The sequence below is a fragment of the Pseudomonas sp. TCU-HL1 genome (assembly GCF_001708505.1).
In the GTDB taxonomy this organism is placed as follows: Bacteria; Pseudomonadota; Gammaproteobacteria; order Pseudomonadales; family Pseudomonadaceae; genus Metapseudomonas.
Genome location: NZ_CP015992.1, coordinates 5,515,479 through 5,539,687 on the forward strand (window position 1 = coordinate 5,515,479; position 24,209 = coordinate 5,539,687).

Here is a 24,209-nt window from a genome sequence, read left to right on the forward strand (position 1 = left end):
GGTGTCACTCCGACAGGCCGGCACGGCGGTCGAAATTGCCGCGCTCGTTCAGGTAGAAATCGAAGAAGCCCGGGTCGTAGCGACGCAGGCCCTCGCCGGGAAGCTCGGGCAGCTTGGCGTCCGCCGCCAGCGGCTGGACCAGGTGCGGGGTGACTATCATCAGCAGCTCGCGGTCCTCGCGATCGATCTGCGAAGAGCGGAACAGCGCGCCGATGACGGGCAGGTCCCCCAGGCCGGGAAACTTGTCGATGTTGGCGACGTTCTGGGTGCTGATCAGGCCGCTGATGACGAAGCTCTCGCCATCGGCCAGGGAGATGCTGGTGTCGGTGCGGCGTACCTTGAGCGCCGGCACCTGGGTACCGGCGATGCTGATGCCGGAGCTGAAGTCCAGCTCGCTCACTTCGGGTGCCACCTTGAGGGCAATGCGCTGGCGACCAACCACGGTGGGCGTGAGGGTCAGGCGCACGCCGAACTCCTTGTACTCAATGGTGATGTTATCGCCATCCCCACTGGGCACCGGAATGGGGAATTCGCCACCGGCGAGGAAGCTCGCGCTCTGCCCGCTCAGGGCGACCAGGCTTGGCCTGGCCAGGGTGTAGGCAAAGCCACTGTTCTCCAGGGCATTGATGAAGCCCAGCACCTTGCTGCTGCCACCGCCCCAGACGATGTTGAAGCCGCCGTCAGGTGGACCGAATTTGCCGCCGGACGTGCCATCGATGCTCACCGTGATGCCGCTGAGCTGGCCGGGGGCGCCGAGCAGGAAGAGGTTGGAGCCTTCGCGTACCAGAGAAGTACTGGCTTGCTTGAGCTTGCCGCGGCTGACTTCGACGAAGCGGATATCGGTCTGCACCTGGCTCGGTACCGGGTCGGCTTCCAGGGGCTCGTCCAGGGACTCGGTCAGCGCCGCGCTGGCCACGCCGCCGACATAGAGCAGGCTGCGGCGTGGCTCGCGGCTGCAGCCGGTCCAGACCATCAGGCTGGTGGCGCCGGCTCGCTTGCCAGTAATAAGGAAGGACTGCTTGTCGGCGAGCTGCACGTCGGCCACTTCGGGATCGCCCACCGCGAGGCGGGTGATCGCCAGCGGGTAGCTCATGACCTCCTGCCGGCCCTGCCCCACCTCCACCACGCCCGGCACCGGGCCCAGCGCCTCGCAGCCCGGCGCCGCCGATGCGGCCAGGGGGGCGTAGCCAAGCAGGGGAAGGATCATCCGTGCGATGCAGCGCTTCATCAGGTGGCGTTCCTTGCGAGTCAGGGAATCTGGCGGGTCAGTTCTGCGCCGCGATAGATGGCGACGCCCGCGCCCTTGTTGCCGGGCGCCACGGCCTTGGCCGGCGCCACATCGCGACGGGGCGCCGGTGCTGCACTCAACTGTTCGAGGGGGATCAGGCTGCGACTGGCAGCGTCGATGGGCGCGACCGCCAACTCGCCCATCTCATAGCGCTCCAGCAGGCGTTCGTCGGCACTGCGCACGGCCAGGCGCAGGGCGCCTGCCTGGCTGGCGAGCATCAGGCGGGTCACCTGTTGCTCCGGCACGGCCAGTACGGCAGTAGCGGCGGCCCGACGCGCGTCCTGCTGCGCATCGTCTTTCGCCGGCTGGCTGGCGCGTCCCTCGGAGTCCGGCCCCAGGTCCTCGCCGAAACTCAGCAGGCGCAAGGCCGGTACCGCGACCTGTGCGCTCTGCTGGCCGGAACCCGCCTCGCCCCGCAGGAACAACAGCACGTCCACATAGTCGCCGGGGCGCAGGTGGCCGCCGCCGCCCACCACTTCATCCACCGGCACCGCCACGGCGCGCTCGTCGGCGCGGATCATGCGGGCCAGCGGGCCACCGGCCTCGAAACTGGCCGGGCCCAGCCAGCTGCCGGCCGGCACCGGGTTCCAGGGCCGGCGGCCAATGACGTCTTCGAGTTTGCTGAAGCTGCCTGGCGGCGCGATGCGCAAGTCTTCGATGCGCAGGTCTTCGGCCGTCACTGCCACGAACGGGCTGAGCAGACGCGCCGCAACCACCACGGGGGTGCGCAGCCTGTCGGCGGGGTCTTCGGAGGTCTGGGAGTTATCCCTGGAATCAGCCGGCGATGCCGTTTTCACGGCCTGTGGCACGCGGCTGAGCACAATTCCCCAATATCCGGCCAGCAAGGCGCCCAACAAGAGCACCGCGGCCAAAGCCATGGTCATCCGACTACTCATCTGGCACTCCCTCTGCCGTGAGAACTACAGGCCCCTGCGTGTGGGGGCATCTTCACTTTGCGGCCAGCCATGAACCGCTTGCCCAATAACTTTCTTTTTCCCTGAAACTCTGGTTAGCAGAACTTTCAACGGTGCAAGAAAAATAGTTTTCCTGCTGATGCAACTTATTTACATGCGCAACGAGATCACTCCAAGTGGCTTCCGGAATACTCTTTATATGGGTACAAGAACCCATAAATGGGTGAAAAAACCCACTATTGGGTGAACAGCCACACCCCCAAAAACCTATAACTTTGGTATTAATCCTTTCTTACAGTTGCGCCTAGGTAAACTCTCGACAACGCTCAGCTTGCCTCAGGCAAACATCCCACCTGGCAAGGAGCTCACCGCTATGCCTCTGATGTCTCTGATCAAGAAGTTGAGGAAGTTCGTTAAAGAAGAAGAGGGCGCATCCGGACTTGAATACGCGATTGTTGCAGCCATGGTTGCAGCCGTAATCGTGACATTCAGCGGCGGCATATCCACTCGAGTCCAAGCAATCTTCACAACCATAAGTACAAATCTCTGATCATCCGAACGAAAACTTAAAAGAACGTGAGAAATTCCGGCGCCGCTCAGTCCGGTCAAGGAATCTACGCTGGCAGGAGGCCCTCTCATGAGCCAGTCCCCAATGCTCCGACAGCAACTGCTCCTGGTCGACGATGAAGAAGACATCCTGCTGGAACTGGCAGAGATGCTCGAAGGTGAAGGCTTCTATTGCCATACCGCTACGTCTGTCAGGAGTGCTATCGACCTGTTGTTGCTGCACCCGAACATCTCCCTGATCGTCACTGACCTGCGCATGCCCGAAGAGAGCGGAATGCGCCTGATCCAGCGTCTGCGTTCGCATACCTCCAAGCAGCACCTGCCCGTCATCGTGACCTCCGGCCATGCCGACATGGACGACGTGATCGATGTACTGCGCCTGCAAGTGATCGACTTCTTCCGCAAACCCATCTACCTGGAACGCCTGGTCGAAGTGATCAAGGAACAGTTCCCGCAGCCACAGTTGAAACTGGTCAGTAACTGAAACCAGCGGATCGAACGAGTAAAGGCTGCCCGGGAAGGCGGCCTTTTTTATAAGGCACGCCGCATCCCGCGCCAGACGGTCGTTCCAGTGATCCGACCGCGATCTGTCGGGTGATGAGCGTCCTCCAAACGCACGACCTCGGGCATACTTGGCGCCCCCTGAATCCTCCGGAGATAGCCATGCCCACGGCCTGGTGGCTGCTCGCTCTGCCCTTCGTCGCCGGTTCCTTCCTGCCACTGCAGGCCGGCATCAACGGCCAGTTGGCCAAACAGATATCCAGCGTGATGAGCGCAGCCCTGGTGTCCTTCGTGGTGGGCACCATCGCCCTGCTCGCGGTGGTGCTGATGCAGCGTGAACTGCCGACACTGGCTGCCCTCAAGGGCGTGAGCTGGTGGCAGTGGGGCGGCGGCCTGCTGGGGGCGGTGTTCATCGCCACTGCAGCCTTCGCGGGCCCGCGAATCGGCGCCCTGCTATTCATGGCGCTGGTGTTGGCAGGCCAGTTGAGCATGGCCCTGGCGCTGGATCATTTCGGCTGGGCCGGCTACCGCGAGGCACCGATCAGCATCGGCAAACTGGCGGGCCTGATGCTGATCATTGGCGGTGTCTGGCTCATTCGTCGGGGATGATCAGTCAGGTAAGGTGGGCCGGGCGGCGCTCCCTACCTCTCCCGCTCTCACCTTGTGGGGGCGATTTCAATCGCGAAGCGGGCCGCAGGCCCGCCGCGTCACCCTCATAACCTGAACTTGCCCACCTGCTGCGCGAGGTCCCCGGCCAGGCGGCTCAAGGTCTGGCATTCCTCGCGGCAGCCACGCACTTCGCTGGCCGTGGCATGGGCCAGGTCGGCGATACCCTGGACGTTGCGGTTGATTTCCTCGGTCACTGAAGACTGCTCTTCGGTCGCCGCCGCCACCTGGTGGTTCATGTCGCTGATGCGCTCCACCTGGTCGGTGATCGCGCCTAGCGAGGTGCCGGTGCGCTGGCTGGCTTCCACACCGGTGCCGGTGGCCGCCTGGCCGGCGTGCATGGAGTGCACCGCCGTTTCGGCGCCGTGCTTGAGGCGCTGGATCATCTGCTGGATTTCATCGGTGGACGCCTGGGTCCGGCTGGCCAGGGTACGCACCTCATCGGCGACCACGGCAAAGCCACGGCCCATCTCACCGGCGCGAGCGGCTTCGATGGCGGCGTTCAGCGCCAGCAGGTTGGTCTGCTCGGAGATGCCACGGATCACCGCCAGGACCTGGTCGATGGACGCCACCTGGCTGGCCAGTTCACTCACTGCCGAGGCGGCCACGCCGATCTCGCTGGACATCTTCTCGATGTGATCGACCGACTGCCCGACCACCTGGCGCGCCTGCAGGGATTCATCGCGCGCGTGCTGCGAAGCCTGGGCGGCCGCGCCGGCGTTGCGGGCGATCTCCTGCACGGTGAGGCCCATCTCGTGCACGGCCGTGGCCACCATATCGGTCATTTCCTGCTGCTGTCCGGCGCGGCCGGCGGTGTTGTCCACCACCAGAGCCACTTGGCCGACCACCTTGTGCAGGCGCTGGCTGGTGTCCAGCACTTCGCCAATCAGGCTGCGCTGGCTTTCCAGGAAGCGGTTGAAACCACGGGCCAGGTCGCCCAGTTCATCGACGCGGGATTCGTCCAGGCGACGGGTCAGATCACCACCGCCGCCGCCGATTTCCACCAGCGCCGCGGTGACCTGGCGGATCGGGCGCACCAGTCCGCGAGCCAGCAGCACCACCAGCAGCAGGCACAGGGCAAGCACGCCGAAGCCGGCGAGGCTACTGGTCCACATGGCCTTGCGTGCTTCGGCGTAGATTTCTGCTTCCGGTACTTCGCTCACCAGTTGCCAGCCGACGCTTTCCAGCGGGCGGGCCAGGGCGAGGTAAGACTCGCCATCCCGGTTGAAGCGAATGGCCTTGCCGCCAGCGGCCAGCAGCTCGGCCGACGCGCCAGCGCCTAACACGTCGGCCAGGCGGGCGCTGCCGTTGAGGGCGGCGTCGGGGTGGACCTTGATGTTGCCCTCGCGGTCCATCAGGAACACCCGGCCGCGCTCGCCGAAGCGGAAGTCGCGAATCATCTCGGACATCGACTGCAGGCTGTAGCCCAGCCCGGAGACGCCGAGGGTGCGGCCATCACGGGTGATGCGCTGGTTGATGAACAGGGTTGGCAGGCGGGTGCCCTTGTCGATGTCGATCTCCAGCACCCGGTCCCGGTCGCTGTCCACGAGCTTGTAGAACCACTGGTTCTCGGGCTGGCTGCGGGAGATGGTGCGCGCCAGCCCCTGGCCCGTGTAGTAGTGGCCGCTGTCCATCACGGCGATGGAGGTGGTCGTCGCGTTCTGCTGGGCTCGCACGCCTTCCAGGTAGCGGGCGAAGGCTTCAGCGCGGGCCGCGTCTTCGCCGTCGGCCAGCCAGTCCTGCACGAGGGCGTTCTGGGCAATACCGGCGTTGGCGGTGATGGGTGCCGCAAGGGTGCGCTCCAGGGAATTGCCAATGGCCTCTACGCGGGCGGGCAAGGCTTCATCCAGCAGGAAACGTTCGGTCAGGCGATTCATCAGCACCGAGTAGATGCCAACGACGATGAGGATGCCGGCGAGCAGGGCCGCGCCCATGCTGAAAATCAGCTGCCACTGAATGCTGCGTTGCCAGAGGCGCATGGAGTTGTCTCCTTGGAGGTCTTGTTGGAGGCGACACGAGTGCGGGAGATTGTATACAAACAATTCGACAATTATCCCGCTCTTTGCCAACAAGCCTTATCGGCGTGCAACGCCAAAAACTTGAACGATCGGTCAGTCCGTGACAGCGAACTCCAGACGAGCGGTTTGCCCCGCTTCGTCCAGGACACTCAGTTGATGCCGGCCGCTGCGCCGAAACTCCTGGTTGAAGCTTTCCTCCGGTGCGGTGGCAGCAAGTGGAGCGCCGTCGAGGAACCACCAGCGCCGGCCGCTGCCGCCCAGGGCAGAGAGCCTGAGTCGCAGCGGCTCGGCACTGCCCGACGGACGTCGCAGCTGGTCGCCTTCGCGCACGCCGACGATGGACAGTGGCGCGGCCGGCGGCGGCAGCTGCGGCGGGCACGCTGGGTCCACCGCGGGCAAACGCGCGGCGCGCCGTTCGCGGCGCGGTAGCCAAGGCTCCAGGGGCGCCGGCCAGAGCACCAGCTCCCGCGCCTGGGCGCCGCTGCAGCCGGCGGCGACCTGACGGCCGTCGGCGTCCACCCAGAGCGGCTGGCGTAGCCCCAGGCCGATGGGCTGGTCGGCGGCCAGCAGTGTCGGCGGCGTGGTGCCCTCCAGCGTCCAGGCGAAGAGCTGGCGACGACAGTTGGCGTCGCCCCTGGCCATGGGCTGGCCGAGTGGCCAACAGATAGCGGCCACGCCCACCTCCGGCGGTTGCGGGCTCAGCGGCTGGGAGATGCCCCGCTGGCTGTCGCGGTTCACCAGCAGGTCATGCACCTGCAGCAGCAACGGGGCGGCCGACGCCAGGCCGAACTGGCCGGGCACCGGGGTGCCGTCGGGGCGGCCGATCCACACGCCAATCAGGTAGCGCGGCCCGACACCAATGGCCCAGGCATCGCGGAAGCCGTAACTGGTGCCGGTCTTCCAGGCCAGCACCGGGCGCTGGGTCAGACGTGCACGGGGATCACGGTCCGGGCGTGCCTGGCCGGAGAGGATACGCCGGATGATCCAGGCAGAACCGGGCGAGAGCAGGCGGCGCTCCTGCAAGGCATCCTGGGGCTGCAAGCGCAGGCGAGCGACGCGCCCCTGGCGGGCGAAGGCGCTGTAGCCGCTGACCAGTTCTTCCAGCTTGCTGCCCGCGCCACCGAGGATCAGTGCCAGGTTTGGTTCACTGGCCGTCGGCAGCGCCAAAGGCACGCCGACATTGCGCAGCTCGCCGGCGAAGCGCTTGGGCCCGTATGCCTCCAGCAGCTGCACCGCTGGGAGATTGAGGGACATGCCCAGCGCCTCGCTGGCCGACACCGGGCCGATGAAACCGGCGGCGAAGTTGCCGGGGCGGTAGTCGCCGTAGCGGCGGGGTACGTCCTGCAGCAAGGATTCGGAATGGATCAGCCCGGCGTCCAGGGCCATGCCGTAGAGGAAGGGTTTGAGGGTGGAACCCGGAGAGCGCACGGACGTGATCATGTCGACATGACCGAAACGGCGTTCGTCCGCGATGTCGATCGAGCCCAGGTATGCGCGCACCGCCATGGTCTGGTGCTCAACCACCAGGACGGCCGCCGAGGTGTACTCGGGCAGACGGGCGCGCCAGCCCAGTATCAGGTCTTCCAGACGACGTTGCAGGGCGGCGTCGAGGGTAGTGCGGATCAGCGGCGGGCTGTTTGCCTTGTTCAGCCGCCGCGCCAGCAGTGGCGCCAGGCTGGGCTCCTGACGCGGAGCGAGCAACACCGGCTCTTCCATGGCTTCTTTCACCGCTCCTTCGGGCCAGACCTGGAACTGCGCCAGGCGCCGCAGCACCTTGTCGCGAGCCGCCTGGGCCTGCTCCGGGTGACGGTCCGGACGCAGCCGGCTGGGGGCCTGGGGCAGCACCGCGAGCAGCGCAGCCTCGGCGCGGGTCAGCTGCGAAGGCGGCTTGCCGAGGTAGGCCCAACTGGCCGCCGCCACACCCTGCAAGGTGCCGCCGAAGGGCGCGCGGTTGAGATAGAGGCCGAGGATTTCGTCCTTGGACAGGTGCCACTCCAACTGTGCAGTGCGCCAGAGCTGGCGTAGCTTGCCAGCGAAGGTGCGCGGGTGCGGATCGAGCAGCCGCGCCACCTGCATCGACAGCGTGCTGCCGCCGGAAAGCACGCGCCCTCCGCTGAGGTTGAGCCAGGCAGCCCGCGCCAGCGCCAGGGGATTCACACCGGGGTGCTGGTAGAACCAGCGGTCTTCGTAAGTGAGCAGGGCTTCCAGGTAATAGGGCGATACCTCGTCCAGGCTGATCGGGTAGCGCCACACGCCCTCGGCATCGGCAAAGCGCCAGAGCGGCGTACCGTCCTCGGCCAGCACCACCCGCGCCAGGTCATCGCCCGGCAGGGGCAGCGGGAACAGCCGGTCGGCGGACCAGAGCAGCGCCAGTATCAGCAGCGGTATCAGCAACAAGGGCCGGCACAAAAGGCGCCAGAGTCGGCCTGACCTTGTCCACACCATCCTGGCGGATACCGGGTCGACCTGAGGGTACCGGGCCATGTCGTCTCCAGGGCAAGGCCGAATCAAGGGGCAGATGGTCGTCCCATCCGGCCTTCACCACAAGCCGCCACGCTCCACGAGCAAAGCGTCATCACATCGCCCGTCAAATTTCCGACTCAAATTTGCCGTTCGTCGTGATTTCGACCGCCAGTACTCTTCGCCCCGGGACACTCCTTTACAGGGACTCGGGCTGCTCCTAAACGACTATCAAACTGACATTACAGTGCTTTGGCCGTCGCTGTAGTCGGTGCCTCTCATCCCCACGGTCCCTTGCTCGCTTCAGGAGTCCCTTCCATGGGTGCTCGCAGATTCCTGCGCGCCGCCTTCGGGCTTCGCGCGCCCCTGCCGCAGCGGTCGGCAGCCGTTGACCGGGCGGCCCAGGGCCCGCCTGGCGCCGCTGGCAGGCCCTGGTAACGCCGACAAGACCAACACATTCAGCGCAAGGAACTCAGCATGGCCATCTCCACCGTCGCATTCAGCAATACCCCCCAGGCGAACGGCGACAGCTTTCTCTATGAGAATCTGGTGCGGGACGGCCTCGACTACATCTGCCTGGATGTCATGGCGAACGACCTAGGTGGAAAGGCCAAAACCCTCTACTCGCTGGACGATGGCGTTACGGCCGATGGCAGCGCGGCGACCCGGACGCAGATACAAGCGGACCTGCTGGCCCATGACCAGAATTGCTACAGCGCCTACGGCGCCCACATCTGGATCGGCCAGGACACGCTGGATGGGAAGGTCAAGGTCCTCTACGACGCCAGCGCGCTCCTCCAGAGCGAGGAATACCGGAGTCTGTCTGTCGGCGAGTACCTGACCGACAGCTTCACCTACGCCATACGCCTGGGCAATGGCACCCTGAGCTGGGCAACGGCGACGGTGCGGATCGCCGGCGTCAACGACGCACCGGTGGTCAGCGGCCCGGTAACCCTGTCTGCCATCGCCGAGGACAGTGGTGCGCGCCTCATCACCCAGGCCGAACTGCTGGCCCATGCCTCGGACATCGACGGTGATGGACTCACCGCCAGCGACCTGCAGATCAGTTCAGGCAATGGCAGCCTGGTCGACAACGGTAATGGCACCTGGACTTACACCCCCGCTCTGAACGACGACACTCAGGCGTCCTTCACCTACAGCATCAGCGATGGCTCGCTGAGCGTTGCCGGTAGCGCAAGCCTCGATATCACGCCGGTCAACGATGCGCCGACGACCAGCGCCGTGACGCTGGCCGCCATTGCCGAAGACAGCGGCGCCCGCCTGATCACCCAGACCCAGTTGCTGGCCAATGCGGCAGATGTCGACGGTCCTGCCCTGACCGCTACCAATCTGCAGATCAGCGCAGGCAGCGGCTCCCTGGTCAATAACGGCAACGGCACCTGGACGTACACCCCGGCGCTGAACGACGACACCCAGGTGTCCTTCACCTACACCGTCAGCGATGGTTCGCTCACGGCGTCCGGCAGCGCCACGCTGGATATCACTCCGGTCAACGACGCCCCCACCACCACTCCGGTAACCCTGACCGCCATCGCCGAAGACAGCGGTGCCCGCACCATTACTCAGGCCGAATTTCTCGCCAATGCCACCGACATCGAGGGCGACGAACTCACTGTCAGCGACCTGACGATCAGCAGCGGCGGAGGCACCCTGACCGACAACGGCGATGGCACCTGGAGCTATTCCCCGGACGAAAACGACGACACGGCGGTGAGCTTCAGCTACTCGATCAGCGACGGCGACCTCACTGTCGCCGGCAGCGCCAGCCTCGATATCACCCCGGTCAACGATGCGCCGACAACTAGCGAAGTGACGCTGGACGCCATCGCCGAAGACAGCGGCATCCGCCTGATTACCCAAGCCGAGCTGCTGGCCAATGCCGATGACATCGAAGGCGACACGCTCACCGCCAGCGGGCTGACGATCAGCAGTGGTGGCGGCACCCTGACCGATAACGGCGATGGCACCTGGAGCTATAGCCCGGACGAAAACGACGACACGGCGGTGAGCTTCAGCTACACGATCAGCGACGGCGACCTCACCGTCGCCGGCAGCGCCAGCCTCGATATCACCCCGGTCAACGATGCGCCGACAACTAGCGAAGTGACGTTGAACGCTATCGCCGAAGACAGCGGCATCCGCCTGATTACCCAAGCCGAGCTGCTGGCCAATGCCGATGACATCGAAGGCGACACGCTCGCCGCCAGCGGGCTGACGATCAGCAGTGGTGGCGGCACCCTGACCGATAACGGCGATGGCACCTGGAGCTATTCCCCGAACGAAAACGACGACACGGCGGTGAGCTTCAGCTACACGATCAGCGACGGCGACCTCACCGTCGCCGGCAGCGCCAGCCTCGACATCACTCCGGTCAACGATGCGCCGACAACTAGCGAAGTGACGCTGGACGCCATCGCCGAAGACAGCGGCGCCCGCCTGATTACCCAGACCGAGTTGCTTGCCAATGCAACGGATGTCGACGGCCCAACTTTGACTGCGACCAATCTGCAGATCAGCGCCGGCAGCGGTAGCCTGCTCGACAATAGCGACGGCACCTGGAGCTATACACCGGCCCTCAATGACGACACCGCAGTGAGCTTCAGCTACTCGGTGACCGACGGCCTGCTCAGCGCCGATGGCAGCGCCAGCCTGGAGATCACCCCAGTCAACGACGCCCCCACCACCGCCCCGGTAACCCTCGCCTCCATCGCCGAGGACAGCGGAGCCCGCCTGATCACCCAGGCCCAGTTGCTGGGCAATGCAGCAGACGTCGACGGCCCTGCCCTGACCGCTACCAACCTTCAGATCAGCGCCGGCAGCGGCACATTGATCGACAACGGCAATGGCACCTGGAGCTATACCCCGGCGCTCAACGACGACACGGCGGTGAGCTTTACCTACTTCGTAACTGACGGCTCACTCAGCGCTGCCGGTAGTGCCACGCTGGATATCACCCCGGTCAACGACGCCCCGACCACCACTCCGGTAACCCTGACTGCGATTGCCGAAGACAGCGGTGCGCGCCTCATCACCCAGGCGCAATTGCTGGCCAACGCAGCGGATGTCGACGGCCCTGCCCTGACCGCTACCAATCTGCAGATCAGCGCCGGCAGCGGTTCCTTGGTCGACAATGGCAACGGCACCTGGAGCTATACGCCGGCACTGAACGACGACACGTCCGTCAGCTTCAGCTACTCGGTCACGGACGGCTCGCTCAGTGCTGCCGGCAGCGCCAGTCTCGACATCACCCCGGTCAACGATGCACCTGTGAACACCCTGCCCGGCCCACAATCCACTCCCGCCGGAGCCCCCAAGGGCATCAGTGGCCTTAGCATTGCCGACGTGGACGCCGCCTCGAGCAACCTGACCGTGACGTTCCAGGTCGCCCACGGCAGCCTGTCCGCCCAGTCCTTCTTAGGCGGCGCCTCGGTTACTGGCCTTAACACCTCGACACTCACGCTCAACGGAACGCTCGCCCAGATCAACGCGACGCTGGCCGCGAATATCAGCTACCTCTCCGCCGCCAACTTCAGCGGCGAAGACACGCTGACCATGACAACCAGCGATGGCGCTGCCAGCGATGTCGACAACCTGGGCATCACGGTCACGGCCACGCAGGTGAACGCCGCGCCGGTTGCGACCAACGATGTGCTCTACGTATCCAACAACACCGCAGCCTTCAATCCGGCCAATGGAACTGGCATCGTCTTTTCGGTCGCCGCCTTGCTGGGCAACGACTTTGATGTCGATGGGTCGTTCCTGTCCCTCATCGGTCTCGGCCAGGGAACAGGCGCGATTTCCGATGTGAAGTTCATCGAAGGCTCGAACAACAGCCTGATTACCTTCGTCAGCGGCAACAACCCGGCCGCCCCCTTTGGTGCGTTCACCTACACCCTTTCGGACAATGCCGGCGGAACGACCACCGGATCGGTAACGGTAAATCTCGTCTCCACCAACGGCGCGTCGAGCATCAACCTGTCCGGCAACAGTTACCAGGCAGCCTTTCTCGACGGCGGCAGCAACGTGGACGCCCTGACCGGAGCGGCCGCGAGTGATCTGTTCGTCGGCGGGAATGGTGCCGACACTCTCATCGGCGGTAGTGGCGAAGATCGCCTGCGCGGGGGCGAAGACAACGACACGCTGGATGGCGGTGACGGCATCGATATGCTCGATTTCTCCGATGCCACCGGTTCAGTCACTTTCACCCTCAATCAGGGCAGCAACCCGGCTGCTGGCACCAACGGTTTCTGGAGCACGGGAGCCCTGGCCGGAATCGGCACAGACGCCTACAAGAACATGGAAGGCGTGATCGGTTCGCGCAACAACGACAACCTGACCGGCAGCAGCGGCAACGACATTCTCCGGGGCGGTAGCGGAAACGATGTCCTGGATGGCGGTGCCGGCAGCGACCTGCTCGATCTGTCAGACGCCACTGCAGCGCTCAACTTCACGCTGGTGCAGAGCAACAGCAACACCGTCGTCGATTTGTCTACTGTTGGCCTGGGGTCCGACACCTACAAGAACATGGAAGGGCTGATTGGTTCGGCATTCAATGACAGCCTGACCGGCAGCGGCGGTGCCGACGAACTGCGCGGCGGAGCCGGCAACGACACGCTCAATGGCGGAACCGGCATTGATGTGCTGTACGGAGGCCTGGGGGCGGATGTGCTGATTGGTGGCGGCGGCGCTGACCTGTTCAGGTACAACAATCTCAGCGAGGCCGAGGACCGCATCGCCGACTACAGCGCGGCCCAGGGCGACAAGCTCGATTTCTCGGTGCTGCTCGGCACCAGCTTGCTGCCGCAAGCGATCGCCAACTACGTCAAGGCGGTGCAGGTAGGCAGCGACATCTCCGTACAGGTGGATGTCGATGGCAATGGCGCCGGGGCAACGTTCGTTGAGATCGTCACCATTACCGGAGTCCAGCAGGTAACGGCGACCTTCGGGGGTGGCGACCACATCATTCCGAGCTGAGGGTCTTCCCCCTCTCCCCGAAAGGGAGAGGGGGCTCCGGCTCGGTCCTTACTTGCCGCGCACCACCAGGTGCTCCGGCGCATCCCCGAGGGCCTGCCAGTTCGGGCGGTACATGGATTCCACCGTGGGCGGCGGCACGCGGTACTTGCCGGGGGTGACGGCGCGGGCCAGGTAAAGCAAATGGGTGGTGCCGTAGTCGCTGACATCCAGCGCGGCCACGTAGCGGTCGTCGCGGAACTCCTGGTGCTTGATGGCAGCATTCTGCATGGATTTCTGCCATTCCTTCACCGCGCTGCTGGCATCATCCAGGCTGGCGGCGCTCTGGGCGAGGTTCTGGTTTTCCAGCTCCAGGCCGGCGGGCAGCAGGTCCACCACCAGCGCGTCAGGCACCCGCTCTTTCGCTTCGATGGCCAGGTGCACCAGCACCAGCTCGCCACTGTCCAGGGCGTTGAGGTCAAGGCGCTGGCCATCCACGCCGAGGAATTCGCGGCGGATGGACAGGTTGTCGCCACCGGCGGCCGGTGCCACGAGCGGATAGCCGGAGAGGGTCAGTTGCTGGTAGAGCGGCTCGCTACTAGCTGCGACGATGCTCAGCGGCTCGGTCAGCAATGCGCCCTCCAGCTTGAGGCCCGATTGCTGATTGTTCAGCTCGCGCTGCTGGTCGCCAGCGGTAAGTTGCGCACGCCAGTTCGGCTCAGGTTTGCCCAGCAGGCCGCGACCGGCCAGGTACAGCGCATTGCGCTCCTGGGTGGACAGCCAGCGCTCGCCGGCCAGCAGGTCGGCCAGCTCGAACAGGCGCTGCTCACGGGCGCTGGCAGCCAGGTCGTGCTCTTCCAGCAGGGCGAGGATCAGCGCCTGATCGCGCAGCGGGCTGCCGTAGTCGGCCAGCCAATCACGGCTTTCGCGCTGGATGCGCAGCCCCAGCTCCAGCGCCTGATCGGCACGAGGCGCATCGCCCATCAATTGGAAGGCCACCGCCAGCTGCACCAGCGGCAGGCCGGAGCGGGCATCGGCACGGCGCTCCCAGAGGCTGCGCAGCGCACCCAGCGGCGCCTGCTGGCTGCGCGCCAGGACGTAGCCGGCGTAGGCCTGCACGGCGAAGCGGGTGTGATCGGCGTTCTGGCTGTAGCTGACCTCGATCAGGCTGCGCTCCTGCAGGTAACGCAGCAGGCGTTCGCTGGCCTTTTTCAGGGCTTCCGGTGGCACGGCGAAGCCCTGGTCGCGGGCACGCAGGAGGAAGTCGGTGACATAGGCGGTCAGCCAGTACTCCTCTTCGCTGTCGGCGCTCCACAGGCCGAAGCTGCCGTTGTAGCGCTGCATGCCCAGCAGGCGCTCGATTCCGAGGTCGATGGACTTGCGACGCGCATCGTCCGGTTCGCCTTCCAGGCCTAGGCGCTTGAGGGACGCGGCATCGGCATAGAGCGAGGGATACAGGCCACTGGTGGTCTGCTCGGCGCAGCCGTAAGGGTAAGCCTTGAGGGCACGGACCTGCTCGCCGAGGTTCAGCGGTGGGCGGCTGGAGAGTTGCAGCAACGCTTCGCGGCCATCCGGCTCGTAGGCATCTAGGGTGCCGGCCGGCAGGGTCCAGGTATCGCCCTTGAGTACCGCGCGGAATTGCCTGAGCTGTGCCGGATAGGCCGGACGCACACCCAGGGTCCATTCGCGACTGAAGGGCGGCAGGTTCTCGCCCGGCAGCTCCAGGCCGTTGACGGTCACCTTGAAGCGGCCCTGGCCGTAGCCGCCCACTGCGCGCACCGGGATGCGCAGGGTGGTGCGCTGGCCGTCGGCAAGCTGGACGGGAGCGGTCTGGGCGCCGCCGCTCTGGGCAAGGTCCAGTTGACCGCTGCTTTCCAGGTTGATATCCAGCCGCTGCGGCTTGCCGGAGAGGTTGGTCAGGTCCAGCGCCAGGGTGGTCTGGTCGCCACCGGCGAGGAAGCGTGGCGCGGCCAGTTCGGCCACCAGCGGTGCGGCCACCACCGTCTTCGCCTCGGCCATGCCATAGCGCTCGTCGGTCCAGGCCTGGGCCATCAGGCGCAGTTCCCCATTGAAGTCGGGAATATCCAGGCTGACTTCGCCCAGCCCCTGCTCGTCCAGGCTCACTGGCGCGCTTTGCAGGGCGACGATGGTGACGCTGGTCTGCGGGCGCTTGCCGCCACCGGCCAGGGCAGCGTCGCCACCGAAGGCCAGGGTGGCAAGGCGCCCCTGTCCGGCTTCGATCAGTTGGCCGTAGACGTCCAGTTGGTCAGCGCCGTAGGCCTTGCGGCCAAACAGCGTGGCGAAGGGATCAGGTGTCGCGTAGCGAGTGATATTGAGGATGCCCACGTCCACCGCGGCCACCAGCACATTCACTGACTTTGGCACGCTGCCGTCGGCGTTCTTCGCCTGAATCTGAACCTTCAGCGGCTGCTTGGGCCGCATCTTCTCCGGCGCGGTCAGGGTGAGCGCCAGCTTGCGCGGCGCCCGCTCCAGTGGCAGGTGCAGCAGGCCCACCGCACGCTTGGGCGTGACACTGGCCTTGCGCTCGCCGGGGCGGATCACCAGGGCGCTGACGTAGAGGTCGTGACGCGCCCACTCCTTGGCTACCGGAATGTCGAAGCTTTTGCCTTCGGCCGGCACCTCGATGGGTTGCCACCACAGCGGGCCTTCGGCGGACTCCACCAGCAGGTAGCCGCTGCCGGCGCTGGGCGGCGTGACGGTGACCTGGGCCGTGTCGCCTTCGGCATAGGCCGGCTTGTCCAGCGCCAGCTTGACCTGGTCCGGACGCACGGCACCGCCTTCGACGTTGTCCTGCCAGCGGTAGCCGGCCCAGAAGCGCTGGCTGCTGGTGATGCCGGTTTGCGGGTCTTCGACTTCCACGCGATAGGGGCCCCACTCCACCGGGAAGCTGACCTTGGCGGTGCCGCCAGCGGCCACCTGCACCTGCTCTTCGGAGAGGTTCAGGTACTTTTCGTTGTAGTGGTAGGTCCAGCCATCGCTATCGGAATAGTTCCAGTAGTAGTCGCGACGCTCGCGCACCAGACGCACCTTGAGGTTGTCGGCGGCCAGCTTGTTGCCGTCGGGGTCGGCCACCAGCAGCTCGAACTCGGCCACGCTGTCGGCATCGGTCTCCTCACCGTCGAACAGCGCGCGCAGGCCCGGCAGGCGATCGGCCGGCCACACCGGCTGCACCAGGCGGCGGGTGATCGGGCGGCCACCGGATTCCTGCAGGCTGGCCTGGAGAATCAGTTGCAGCGGCGACTTGGCCTCGGCCCAGCGGGTTTCGATGTTCAGTTCGGTCTTGCCGTCAGCATCGAGCTGGGTTTCATCCAGCTCGATGTCCTGCTTCAGCTCGTCTTCGGTCACCGAGCCGAACTGGTAGCCGGGCAGGGCCTTCACCGCCTCGCGCAGCGGGCGCACGTAGAGCTGGCCAGTCAGGCGATTGCCGGAAGCCGGCGCGCCATAGAGGTAGCGGCCGGTGATCTGGAAGCGGGCGTTCTCGCCGGGCGCGAAGGGCTGGTCGCTGCCCTTGAGCTCCAGGGCCATGCGTTCGGGCAGGAAGTCTTCCACGAGGAATTCATAGAGCTGCGGCTTGCCGTCACCCAGGTCGAGGAGTAGTTGCCAGCGGCCGGTCGGCGCCTCGGCCGCCAACTGCAATTGGTACTGGTAGAAACCACCCTCCCCGGCTTCCCAGACGAAGCGGCGGCTGACCTGCTCGTCCGGGCGACGCACCTCCACGGTCACGGGCTGGTCCTTCACCGCACGGCCATCGGCGTCGCGCAGCAGGGCGTTGAGCAACACCGTTTCGCCGGGGCGGTACAGATCGCGCGGGCCGAAGACGAAGAATAGCAGGGCGTGGCTGGCGCGGCCGGCAATGTCGAACTCGGCCAGGTCCAGCGCCGGCGCGGACAGGCGCAGCAGGCTGATCTGTTCGTCCTTACGGGCAATCAGCACCTCGGCCTTGGGCGCCAGCGGCAGTTCGGCGTGGCCCTTGCCGTCGGTCTTGCCCTGGGCCAGCACGCGGCCTTCGCCATCCAGCAGTTCCAGGGCGATGTCGGCTTGGGCGGCGCCGCCTTCGAGCGCCTGGGTGAAGACGTCGAGGCGATCGCTGTAGCGGTGCGCGGACAGGCCGATGTCGCTCAGGGTGAACAGCGTCGCGGGGTTGGAATACGTGTAGCTGCCGGCCTCTTTCATCACCGCCAGGTAAACACCCGGCTGCTTCATCGGCTCAAGGCCCACGATGGGCAGCAACAGGGTTTCACGGGTGTTGCGCGCAGGCTTCAGGTCGAAGCGGCCGGTGTAGACCAGGTCGGTCATCTTCAGCAGCTCGCGGGATTCCCAGATATCCAGGGTGCCACGCTTGCCCCAGCGGGCGAGGAAGCCCGGCAGCGACTCGGCCTTCACGCGGAAGAAGTCCACGTCGACCTTGTCGACGTTCAGGGCGATCACGGGCAGGCCTTCGGCAAGGCGGGTGGGCAGCAGCGAGCCACGACTGGCGAAGCCGACGGTGGCCTGCAGGTCGCGGGTTTCCAGGCGGGTGATGTGCTCTTCGGCGAGGCGTGCGTCATTCACCGCGCGCAGGCCGGGGTCGATGGTCAGCACCAGCTTGCGCTTGGGTTCCAGATGGCGCAGGCGCAGCTCCATCAGGTTGTCGGAGAGCTCCCAGGCGCCGTCCACCTTGCCGTCCTTGCTGTCCACCAGATGCAGGCGTTCGGCGAACGGCTGCTCCGGGTCCAGCGGTACGGAGAAGGTCACCGACAGGGCGCTGGCGCCGTCGAGCTGCACTTCGGAAACGTCGATCACCTTGAGCTCGCGGCCGGCGTAACGCGTGGCCAGGGCTGCGGTGTCGGCGGCAGGGCGGGCGGCCTCCCCGGTGGCAGCAGGGGGCGGCGACTTGCTCGCCGGCTGCTCGGGGGTAGAGGAATCACAGGCACTGAGCAGGCTCAGCGCCAGCGCCAGAAGTAGTCCTTTCTTCGGCATGGGGGCTCCCAGAGGGGGGAAACGGGGCAGGGGCAGAATATAGCCGAGGGCTGTGGGGCTGACGAGGGCTACGCCATCGCCTCAGAGCGCCCCCGGTGACGCCTGGGGTTCGTCGCTGCGTCCGGGTGCAGCCGGGCGGCGCGGCGCGGCGGCGGTGCCACCGCGCTCCAGCATCGGGTAGGCCAGCGCGGTGACGTGATGATGGATGCGCCAGTAGTCGCGCAGCATACGGTGGAAGAGGTCGCCCGACTCCACCCAGGCGCCACGGTTTTCTCGCAGCCGGCGGAAATATTCGCGGCTGGCGTTGGCCTCCAGACGCCGCAGCAGCTCCTTGCGGGCCTGCAGCCGTTGTGCTGCCGTCAGGTCCTCGCGCAGGAACACGCTGATCGCCAGGTGCAGGCTTTCCTCGATCGCCGCCTGCAGCGGCAGTACCCAGCTCATCTCGAACTCGGAAAAGGCCCGGCGCATCACCAGCGGCAGCAGGCTGTTGGCCACCAGGTCGCCGACATGCTCGATGTTGATCGCGAACAGAAGAATCTCCTGGGCGCGGTCGGCATCGCCATCGCTCATGCCGTCCTGGCCGATATCGGCCAGGTAGGCGCGAATCGCCGCACTCAACTGGTCGAGCGCCTGGTCCTGGGAACGGATCTCGCTGATGGCGGTGCGATCAGGCGCCTCGATCAAGCCGGTGGTGCGGCGCAGCATCAGCATCGCCATGTCGGCCAGGCGCAAGGACTCACGGGTGGCATTGGCCAGGCCGACATTGGTGACCTCCAGTCCGGCTTCGTCCAGGTAATGCGGCAGGCCGGGGTCGTCGGGTTCCGGTTCATCCGGTAGCAAACGCATCAGCAGGGCGGCCAGCGGCCCGGTGAGCCCGATCACCAGCAGCGCCAGTACGACGTTGAAGGCGGTGTGGAAATACACCACGGCGGCGCCGCCGAACGGTGCGCCGAGGGCGGCCAGTTGCGCCAGGACGGGCAATGCCAGCAGGCAGCCAAGCGCGCGCACCAGCAGATTGCCGAGGGGCAGCCGCCGTGCCACCCGGCTGCCCGACACGATGAGCGCCGGCAAGGCGCCTCCGAGGTTGGCGCCCAGCACCAGTGCCAGGGCAGTGGACAACGAAACGAGGCCGGTGCCGGCCAGGGAGGCCACCAGCAGCAGCACGGCGACGCTGGAGTGGCAGGCCCAGGTCAACAGCGCGGCCAGCAACAGGGCGATGAGCGGGTCGCCCTGTAAGGCAGCGATCACGGCAGCGAATACCGCCGAGCCTTCGATGCGCTCCAGCGAGTGCCCGAGCAGCCCCAATGCCAGGAGCATCAGGCCGAGGCCGATCAGGCTCTGGCCGATGCTCTCCAGGCGCGGGTCGCCCTGCAGGCGGAACAGCACCCACCCCGCCAGCAGGGCCAGGGGCGCCAGCAGCGAGGTGTCGAAGCTGAGCAGTTGCACCACCAGGGTGGTGCCGATGTTGGCGCCGAGCATCACCGCCAGCGCCGGCGTCAGGCCCAGCGCGCCGCTGGCGGTGAAGGACGCCGCCATCATGCTGGTGGCCGTGCTGCTCTGCAGCAGGCCGGTGATGCCGAGCCCGGCGAGCAGCGCCAGCCAGCGGTTGCCCAGGTGGCGGCCGAGCCAGTTGCGCAGCGCGGTGCCGAAACCGCGCAGGACGCCGCTGGAAATCATGTGCGTGCCCCACAGCAGCAGGGCCACGGCGCCGGCCAGGTTGATCAGTAGGGTAGTTCCCTGCATGGCGGGACTCCTTCGGGTCGAGGGTGGATCAGGCTCATTCGCCTAGGGTCAGCTTTAGCGAGGCGCGGTTGAGCGCACTCGAGCACTCCAGCAGACACCTCACCTCGACCTGGCTCAGCAGCCCCCGGGCGTAGGCCCGCACGCTGATCACCATCAGCAGGTGCGCGGCCTTCGCCAGCAGTCGTACCGCCAGGCCGTAAAGGAGGCGCCGGGGCGCGCCGAGCGATTTGCGCAGGACATTCATGGCACGTTCCTCGTTGAAAGGGTCCGGCCCGCCACGCGGGCCGGACAAAGGCCGCTCAGAAACGCAGCGTCGCGCCCGACCCCAGCCATCGCTGGCGCTCGCCGTTCAGGTGCCCGCCGAACACCAGGTCGATGTCCAGTCGCTCACCGAGGTGCAGCCGGGGACCGGCCTGCCAGCCGCGCTCGCCATCGGCCTCGCAGAAACGCTCGGCGATCAGCGTCAGGGGTTCGCCCACCCCGTACTCCAGGCCCATGCCCCAGTTCCAACGGTTATTGCGGTCGCCGTCGGCATAGGCATGGCTGTAACCGAGGCCGGCGTTCAGCCGCAGGGGCTCGGCGGGCTGGTAGGTCAGCGGCAGGTTGATGCCGCCCCCCTCGAATCCGTGGCGGCGGTCTAGGTAGACATCGGCGGACAACGCCAGCGCCAGCGCCAGACCGAGCTCCTCACTGGACGCCAGCAGGGTCTTCAGCTCGGGGCTGAGCCGGGTGTGACGCTCCCCCGCCTCGCCCTCCCGCGCCAGCGCCGTGCCGAGCTGTACCTGTACCTCGGGCAACCCGATGAACGTGCAGGCCGGCGACAGCACCGACTGGTAGTGGTTGCCCTGGTGGCGGTCGCGCTGGTGCCAGGCGTCGAGGTTGCATTCGCCGGGAGAATTGATCGCCGCATCGTCGACCCGGTAGGCACCGCCCGAGGCATGGGCCCTGGACAGCAGGCTCAGCAGCAGCACGCTGCCGAGCGCGACGGCGAGGAACAGCAGGCGCCAGCGCAACGCCCGGTGCAGGGCGGGTGGCAGCGATTTGAACAGGGGCTCGCGGGTTGGCGCCTGCGGGCGCCGATCATGCAATGACATGGTCATTCTCCATTTAGATAGGAAGGGTTCCGGCGGCACCGGGCACGGCGCCGTGCCCGGTACCCGTTTCTCAGAACCACTGGCCGAAGCGGCGGAGGTAGAGGGTCTTCATGGTCTGCGCGGTGACGCAGTAGCAGAGCAGCGTGCCCACCAGCCAGGGGAAGTACTCCCAGGGCAGCGGCTGCAGGCCGACCATCGCGCCCAGCGGCGAGAACGGCACGTAGATGCCCAGCGCCATCACCAGCCCGGTCATCAGCATCACCGGCAAGGCCGCGGTGCTCTGGATGAAGGGGATTTTCTGGGTCCGCAGCATGTGCACCACCAGGGTCTGCGACAGCAGCCCCTCGATGAACCAGCCGGACTGGAACAGCGACTGCATTTCCGGGCTGTTGGCGGCGAACACGAACCACATCAGCGCATAGGTGGTGATGTCGAAGATCGACGAGGTGGGCCCGATCCAGAGCATGAAGCGGCCGATGTTCTTCGCGTCCCACTTGCGCGGCTTGGCGAGGAACTCCTTGTCCATATTGTCCCAGGGCAACGACAGCTGAGAGATGTCGTACATCAGGTTCTGCAGCAGCAGGTGGATCGCCAGCATCGGCAGGAAGGGGATGAAGGCGCTGGCCACGAGGACCGAGAACACGTTGCCGAAGTTGGAGCTGGCGGTCATGTTCAGGTACTTCATGATGTTGCCGAAGGTCTCGCGTCCCGTGATGACGCCCTCCTCCAGCACTATCAGGCTCTTCTCCAGCAGGATGATGTCGGCCGATTCCTTGGCAATGTCGGTGCCGCTGTCCACCGAGATGCCGACGTCGGCATCGCGCAGGGCCGGGGCATCGTTGATGCCGTCGCCGAGGAAACCCACGGTATGGCCGTTGCGCTGCAGCGCCTTGAGCACCCGCGATTTCTGCAGCGGGGTGAGCTTGGCGAACACCGTGCGCTCTTCCACCAGGCGGCCGAGCACGCCGTCGTCCATGTGGTCGATATCGCGGCCGAGCACGGGATCGCCCACTTCCAGGCCCACCTCGCGGCAGATCCGCGCGGTGACAATGGGGTTGTCGCCGGTCAGCACTTTCACCGCCACGCCATTGCTGCGCAGCGCGGCGATGGCCGGCCCCGCTGTTTCCTTGGGCGGGTCGAGGAAGGTGAGGAAGCCTTCGATGACCAGCGCGCGCTCGTCGCTGGCGCTGTATTGCGCCTGCACCTCGGCGGGCTGCAGGTCGCGGGTGGCCACCAGCAGCACGCGGAAGCCGTCGCGGTTGTAGCGCTCGGACTGTTCCAGCAGTTGCTCGCGGCGTTTCTCGTCGAGCGGCACGGTCGTGCCCCCTTCGCGCACCCGGCCGGCGATCGCCAGCATTTCCTCGACCGCCCCCTTGCAGATCATCAGGTGATGGCCAGCGTCGGCTTCGAATATCACCGATAGGCGACGGCGCACGAAATCGAAGGGCAACTCGTCGACCTTGCGCCAGGCAGTGGGCGGGCTGAAGCGCGGAGTCTGCTCGGCGAAGCGCACCACCGCGCGGTCCATCAGGTTCTTCATGCCGCTCTGGTGGAAGCTGTTCAGCCAGGCCAGTTGCAGCACCTGCTCGCTGGCACCGCCCGCACAGTCCAGGTGCCGTTCGAGGATAATCCGGTCCTGGGTCAGGGTGCCGGTCTTGTCGGTGCACAGTACGTCCATGGCGCCGAAGTTCTGGATGGCGTTGAGACGTTTGACCACCACCTTGCGCTTTGCCATCGCCACCGCGCCCTTGGCCAGGTTGGCGCTGACGATCATCGGCAGCATTTCCGGGGTCAGCCCCACCGCGACGGCCAGGGCGAACATGAAGGCTTCGGCCCAGTCGCCCTTGGTGAAGCCGTTGATCAGCAGCACCACAGGCACCATCACCAGCATGAAGCGGATCAGCAGCCAACTGACGCTGTTCACCCCACGGTCGAAGGCGGTTTGCGCGCGGGAACCGACGATGGAACGGGCCAGCGAGCCGAAGTAGGTGCGCGAGCCGGTGGCCACCACCACGGCGGTGGCCGTGCCACTGACCACGTTGGTGCCCATGAAGCAGATGTTCGGCAGCTCCAGGATGTCGTGCGAGTCGGCGGCCACGCGGCTGGCGGACTTCTCCCGCACGGCGCCGAGGGTGTCGTACTTCTCCACCGGCAGGGCTTCGCCGGTGAGCACCGCCTGGCTGATGAACAGGTCGCGGGATTCGATCAGACGAATATCGGCGGGAATCATGTCGCCGGCGGACAGGCGCACGATGTCGCCGACCACCAGTTCGCCCATGGGGATCTCGCGCATTTCGGCGCGCATCCCCGATCCCCCGCGGCGCAGCACACTGGCGGTGGTCCGAACCATGGCCTTCAGCGCCTCGGCGGCCCTGGCCGAGCGGTGTTCCTGCCAGAAGCGCATCAGGCCGCTGGCCAGAACCATGCAGAGGACGATGATCACGCCAGTGAGATCGGTCTCTTCACCGGCCTGGAACGGCAGCCAGAAATCGGTGAAGAAGCTGATCGCCGTGAGCGTCATCAGCACATAGATGAACGGGTTGTTGAAGGCCAGCAGCAGTTGCAGCAGGGCGTGGGGCGGGCGGTCGTGGGCGACCTCGTTGGGGCCGTCGCGGCGCAGGCGCTCCAGAGCCTCGGCCTGGTCGATGCCATCCTGGCGGCTACGGACGTTGGAAAGGGTGGTCTCGAGGCTGTTCTGTGCCTCATGGGCTGCCCGCATGGACAGCCTGTCGCTGCGGCGCTCGCTGTCGAGCCGGGTGTCTTGCTTGGTCGCTACGCTCATGACTTCGTGTCTCCTATCGCGAGCTAAGCGACGGCGACACGAATCAGCTACCGGTCAGGTGACGGGCAGCAGCGTGCCGAGTCGCGGTGCTCGCGATCGGTGGAAGGAATTCTCGGGTTGTCCGGATGAGGCCCACTGCACGCTGTCGGATTGGCAGCACGCAGCGGGCCGACTTGGCGGCTCGTCCATGACAGGCTCCTTGTGCTGGGGAATCGGAATCCGGCG

13 protein-coding genes and 1 pseudogene are annotated in these 24,209 nt (G+C 66.1%); 4 read left to right on the plus strand and 10 right to left on the minus strand.

Annotated features, from left to right (window positions below; all coding sequences use genetic code 11):
- Positions 1 to 4 precede the first annotated feature (4 nt).
- Together THL1_RS25350 and cpaB are read right to left on the minus strand one after the other, a co-directional pair.
- Positions 5 to 1,228 carry a type II and III secretion system protein family protein gene (locus tag THL1_RS25350; protein ID WP_069085817.1) on the minus strand — a complete coding sequence of 408 codons (1,224 nt, stop codon included), beginning with the start codon at positions 1,226 to 1,228 and terminating at the stop codon, positions 5 to 7.
- Between the two features lie 20 nt (positions 1,229 to 1,248).
- Positions 1,249 to 2,184, minus strand: a complete 936-nt coding sequence (cpaB, locus tag THL1_RS25355; RefSeq protein WP_069085818.1) for a Flp pilus assembly protein CpaB — start codon at positions 2,182 to 2,184, stop codon at positions 1,249 to 1,251.
- Positions 2,185 to 2,575: 391 nt separating this feature from the next.
- On the opposite strand from cpaB, the gene THL1_RS29310 reads away from it, so the two are divergent.
- The 3 genes from THL1_RS29310 (at position 2,576) to THL1_RS25365 (ending at position 3,879) form a co-directional block, all read left to right on the plus strand.
- Positions 2,576 to 2,752, plus strand: coding sequence for a Flp family type IVb pilin (locus THL1_RS29310; RefSeq protein ID WP_414703712.1), 177 nt, complete (start codon positions 2,576 to 2,578; stop codon positions 2,750 to 2,752).
- A gap of 87 nt (positions 2,753 to 2,839) precedes the next feature.
- Positions 2,840 to 3,253, plus strand: a complete 414-nt coding sequence (locus THL1_RS25360; RefSeq protein WP_069085819.1) for a response regulator — start codon at positions 2,840 to 2,842, stop codon at positions 3,251 to 3,253.
- A 179-nt stretch (positions 3,254 to 3,432) separates the two neighbouring features.
- Positions 3,433 to 3,879 (plus strand): DMT family transporter, encoded by a 447-nt coding sequence (locus THL1_RS25365; RefSeq protein ID WP_069085820.1) that lies wholly within the window; start codon positions 3,433 to 3,435, stop codon positions 3,877 to 3,879.
- 104 nt (positions 3,880 to 3,983) lie between these two features.
- Here the strand turns inward: THL1_RS25365 and THL1_RS31485 are convergent, their stop codons facing one another.
- From THL1_RS31485 to pbpC, 3 genes and pseudogenes are all read right to left on the minus strand, one after another.
- A complete protein-coding gene (locus THL1_RS31485) occupies positions 3,984 to 4,721 on the minus strand; it encodes a methyl-accepting chemotaxis protein (protein ID WP_414703766.1) in 738 nt (245 codons plus the stop codon).
- Between the two features lie 126 nt (positions 4,722 to 4,847).
- Positions 4,848 to 5,915, minus strand: a pseudogene (locus THL1_RS31490) (HAMP domain-containing protein); the annotation flags it as partial.
- A 132-nt stretch (positions 5,916 to 6,047) separates the two neighbouring features.
- The gene (pbpC, locus tag THL1_RS25375) at positions 6,048 to 8,399 is read right to left on the minus strand and encodes a peptidoglycan glycosyltransferase PbpC (RefSeq protein WP_069086633.1); all 2,352 of its coding nucleotides are present in this window, start codon (positions 8,397 to 8,399) and stop codon (positions 6,048 to 6,050) included.
- A 492-nt stretch (positions 8,400 to 8,891) separates the two neighbouring features.
- Here pbpC and THL1_RS25380 point away from each other — a divergent pair, with 492 nt between their 5' ends.
- Positions 8,892 to 13,409 carry a cadherin-like domain-containing protein gene (locus THL1_RS25380; protein WP_069085822.1) on the plus strand — a complete coding sequence of 1,506 codons (4,518 nt, stop codon included), beginning with the start codon at positions 8,892 to 8,894 and terminating at the stop codon, positions 13,407 to 13,409.
- Positions 13,410 to 13,457: 48 nt separating this feature from the next.
- Here THL1_RS25380 and THL1_RS25385 read toward each other — a convergent pair whose 3' ends face one another.
- The 5 genes from THL1_RS25385 to mgtA form a co-directional block, all read right to left on the minus strand.
- Positions 13,458 to 18,365: an alpha-2-macroglobulin family protein gene (locus THL1_RS25385; protein ID WP_069085823.1), complete on the minus strand. Its 4,908-nt coding sequence runs from the start codon at positions 18,363 to 18,365 to the stop codon at positions 13,458 to 13,460.
- 81 nt (positions 18,366 to 18,446) lie between these two features.
- The gene (locus THL1_RS25390; RefSeq protein WP_069085824.1) at positions 18,447 to 20,108 is read right to left on the minus strand and encodes a Na/Pi cotransporter family protein; all 1,662 of its coding nucleotides are present in this window, start codon (positions 20,106 to 20,108) and stop codon (positions 18,447 to 18,449) included.
- 34 nt (positions 20,109 to 20,142) lie between these two features.
- Entirely contained in the window at positions 20,143 to 20,352 is a 210-nt protein-coding gene (locus THL1_RS25395) for a hypothetical protein (protein WP_069085825.1), read from the minus strand.
- 55 nt (positions 20,353 to 20,407) lie between these two features.
- Positions 20,408 to 21,202, minus strand: a complete 795-nt coding sequence (locus THL1_RS25400; protein ID WP_069085826.1) for a hypothetical protein — start codon at positions 21,200 to 21,202, stop codon at positions 20,408 to 20,410.
- A 70-nt stretch (positions 21,203 to 21,272) separates the two neighbouring features.
- Positions 21,273 to 23,984, minus strand: a complete 2,712-nt coding sequence (gene mgtA / locus THL1_RS25405) for a magnesium-translocating P-type ATPase (protein ID WP_069085827.1) — start codon at positions 23,982 to 23,984, stop codon at positions 21,273 to 21,275.
- Positions 23,985 to 24,209 lie beyond the last annotated feature (225 nt).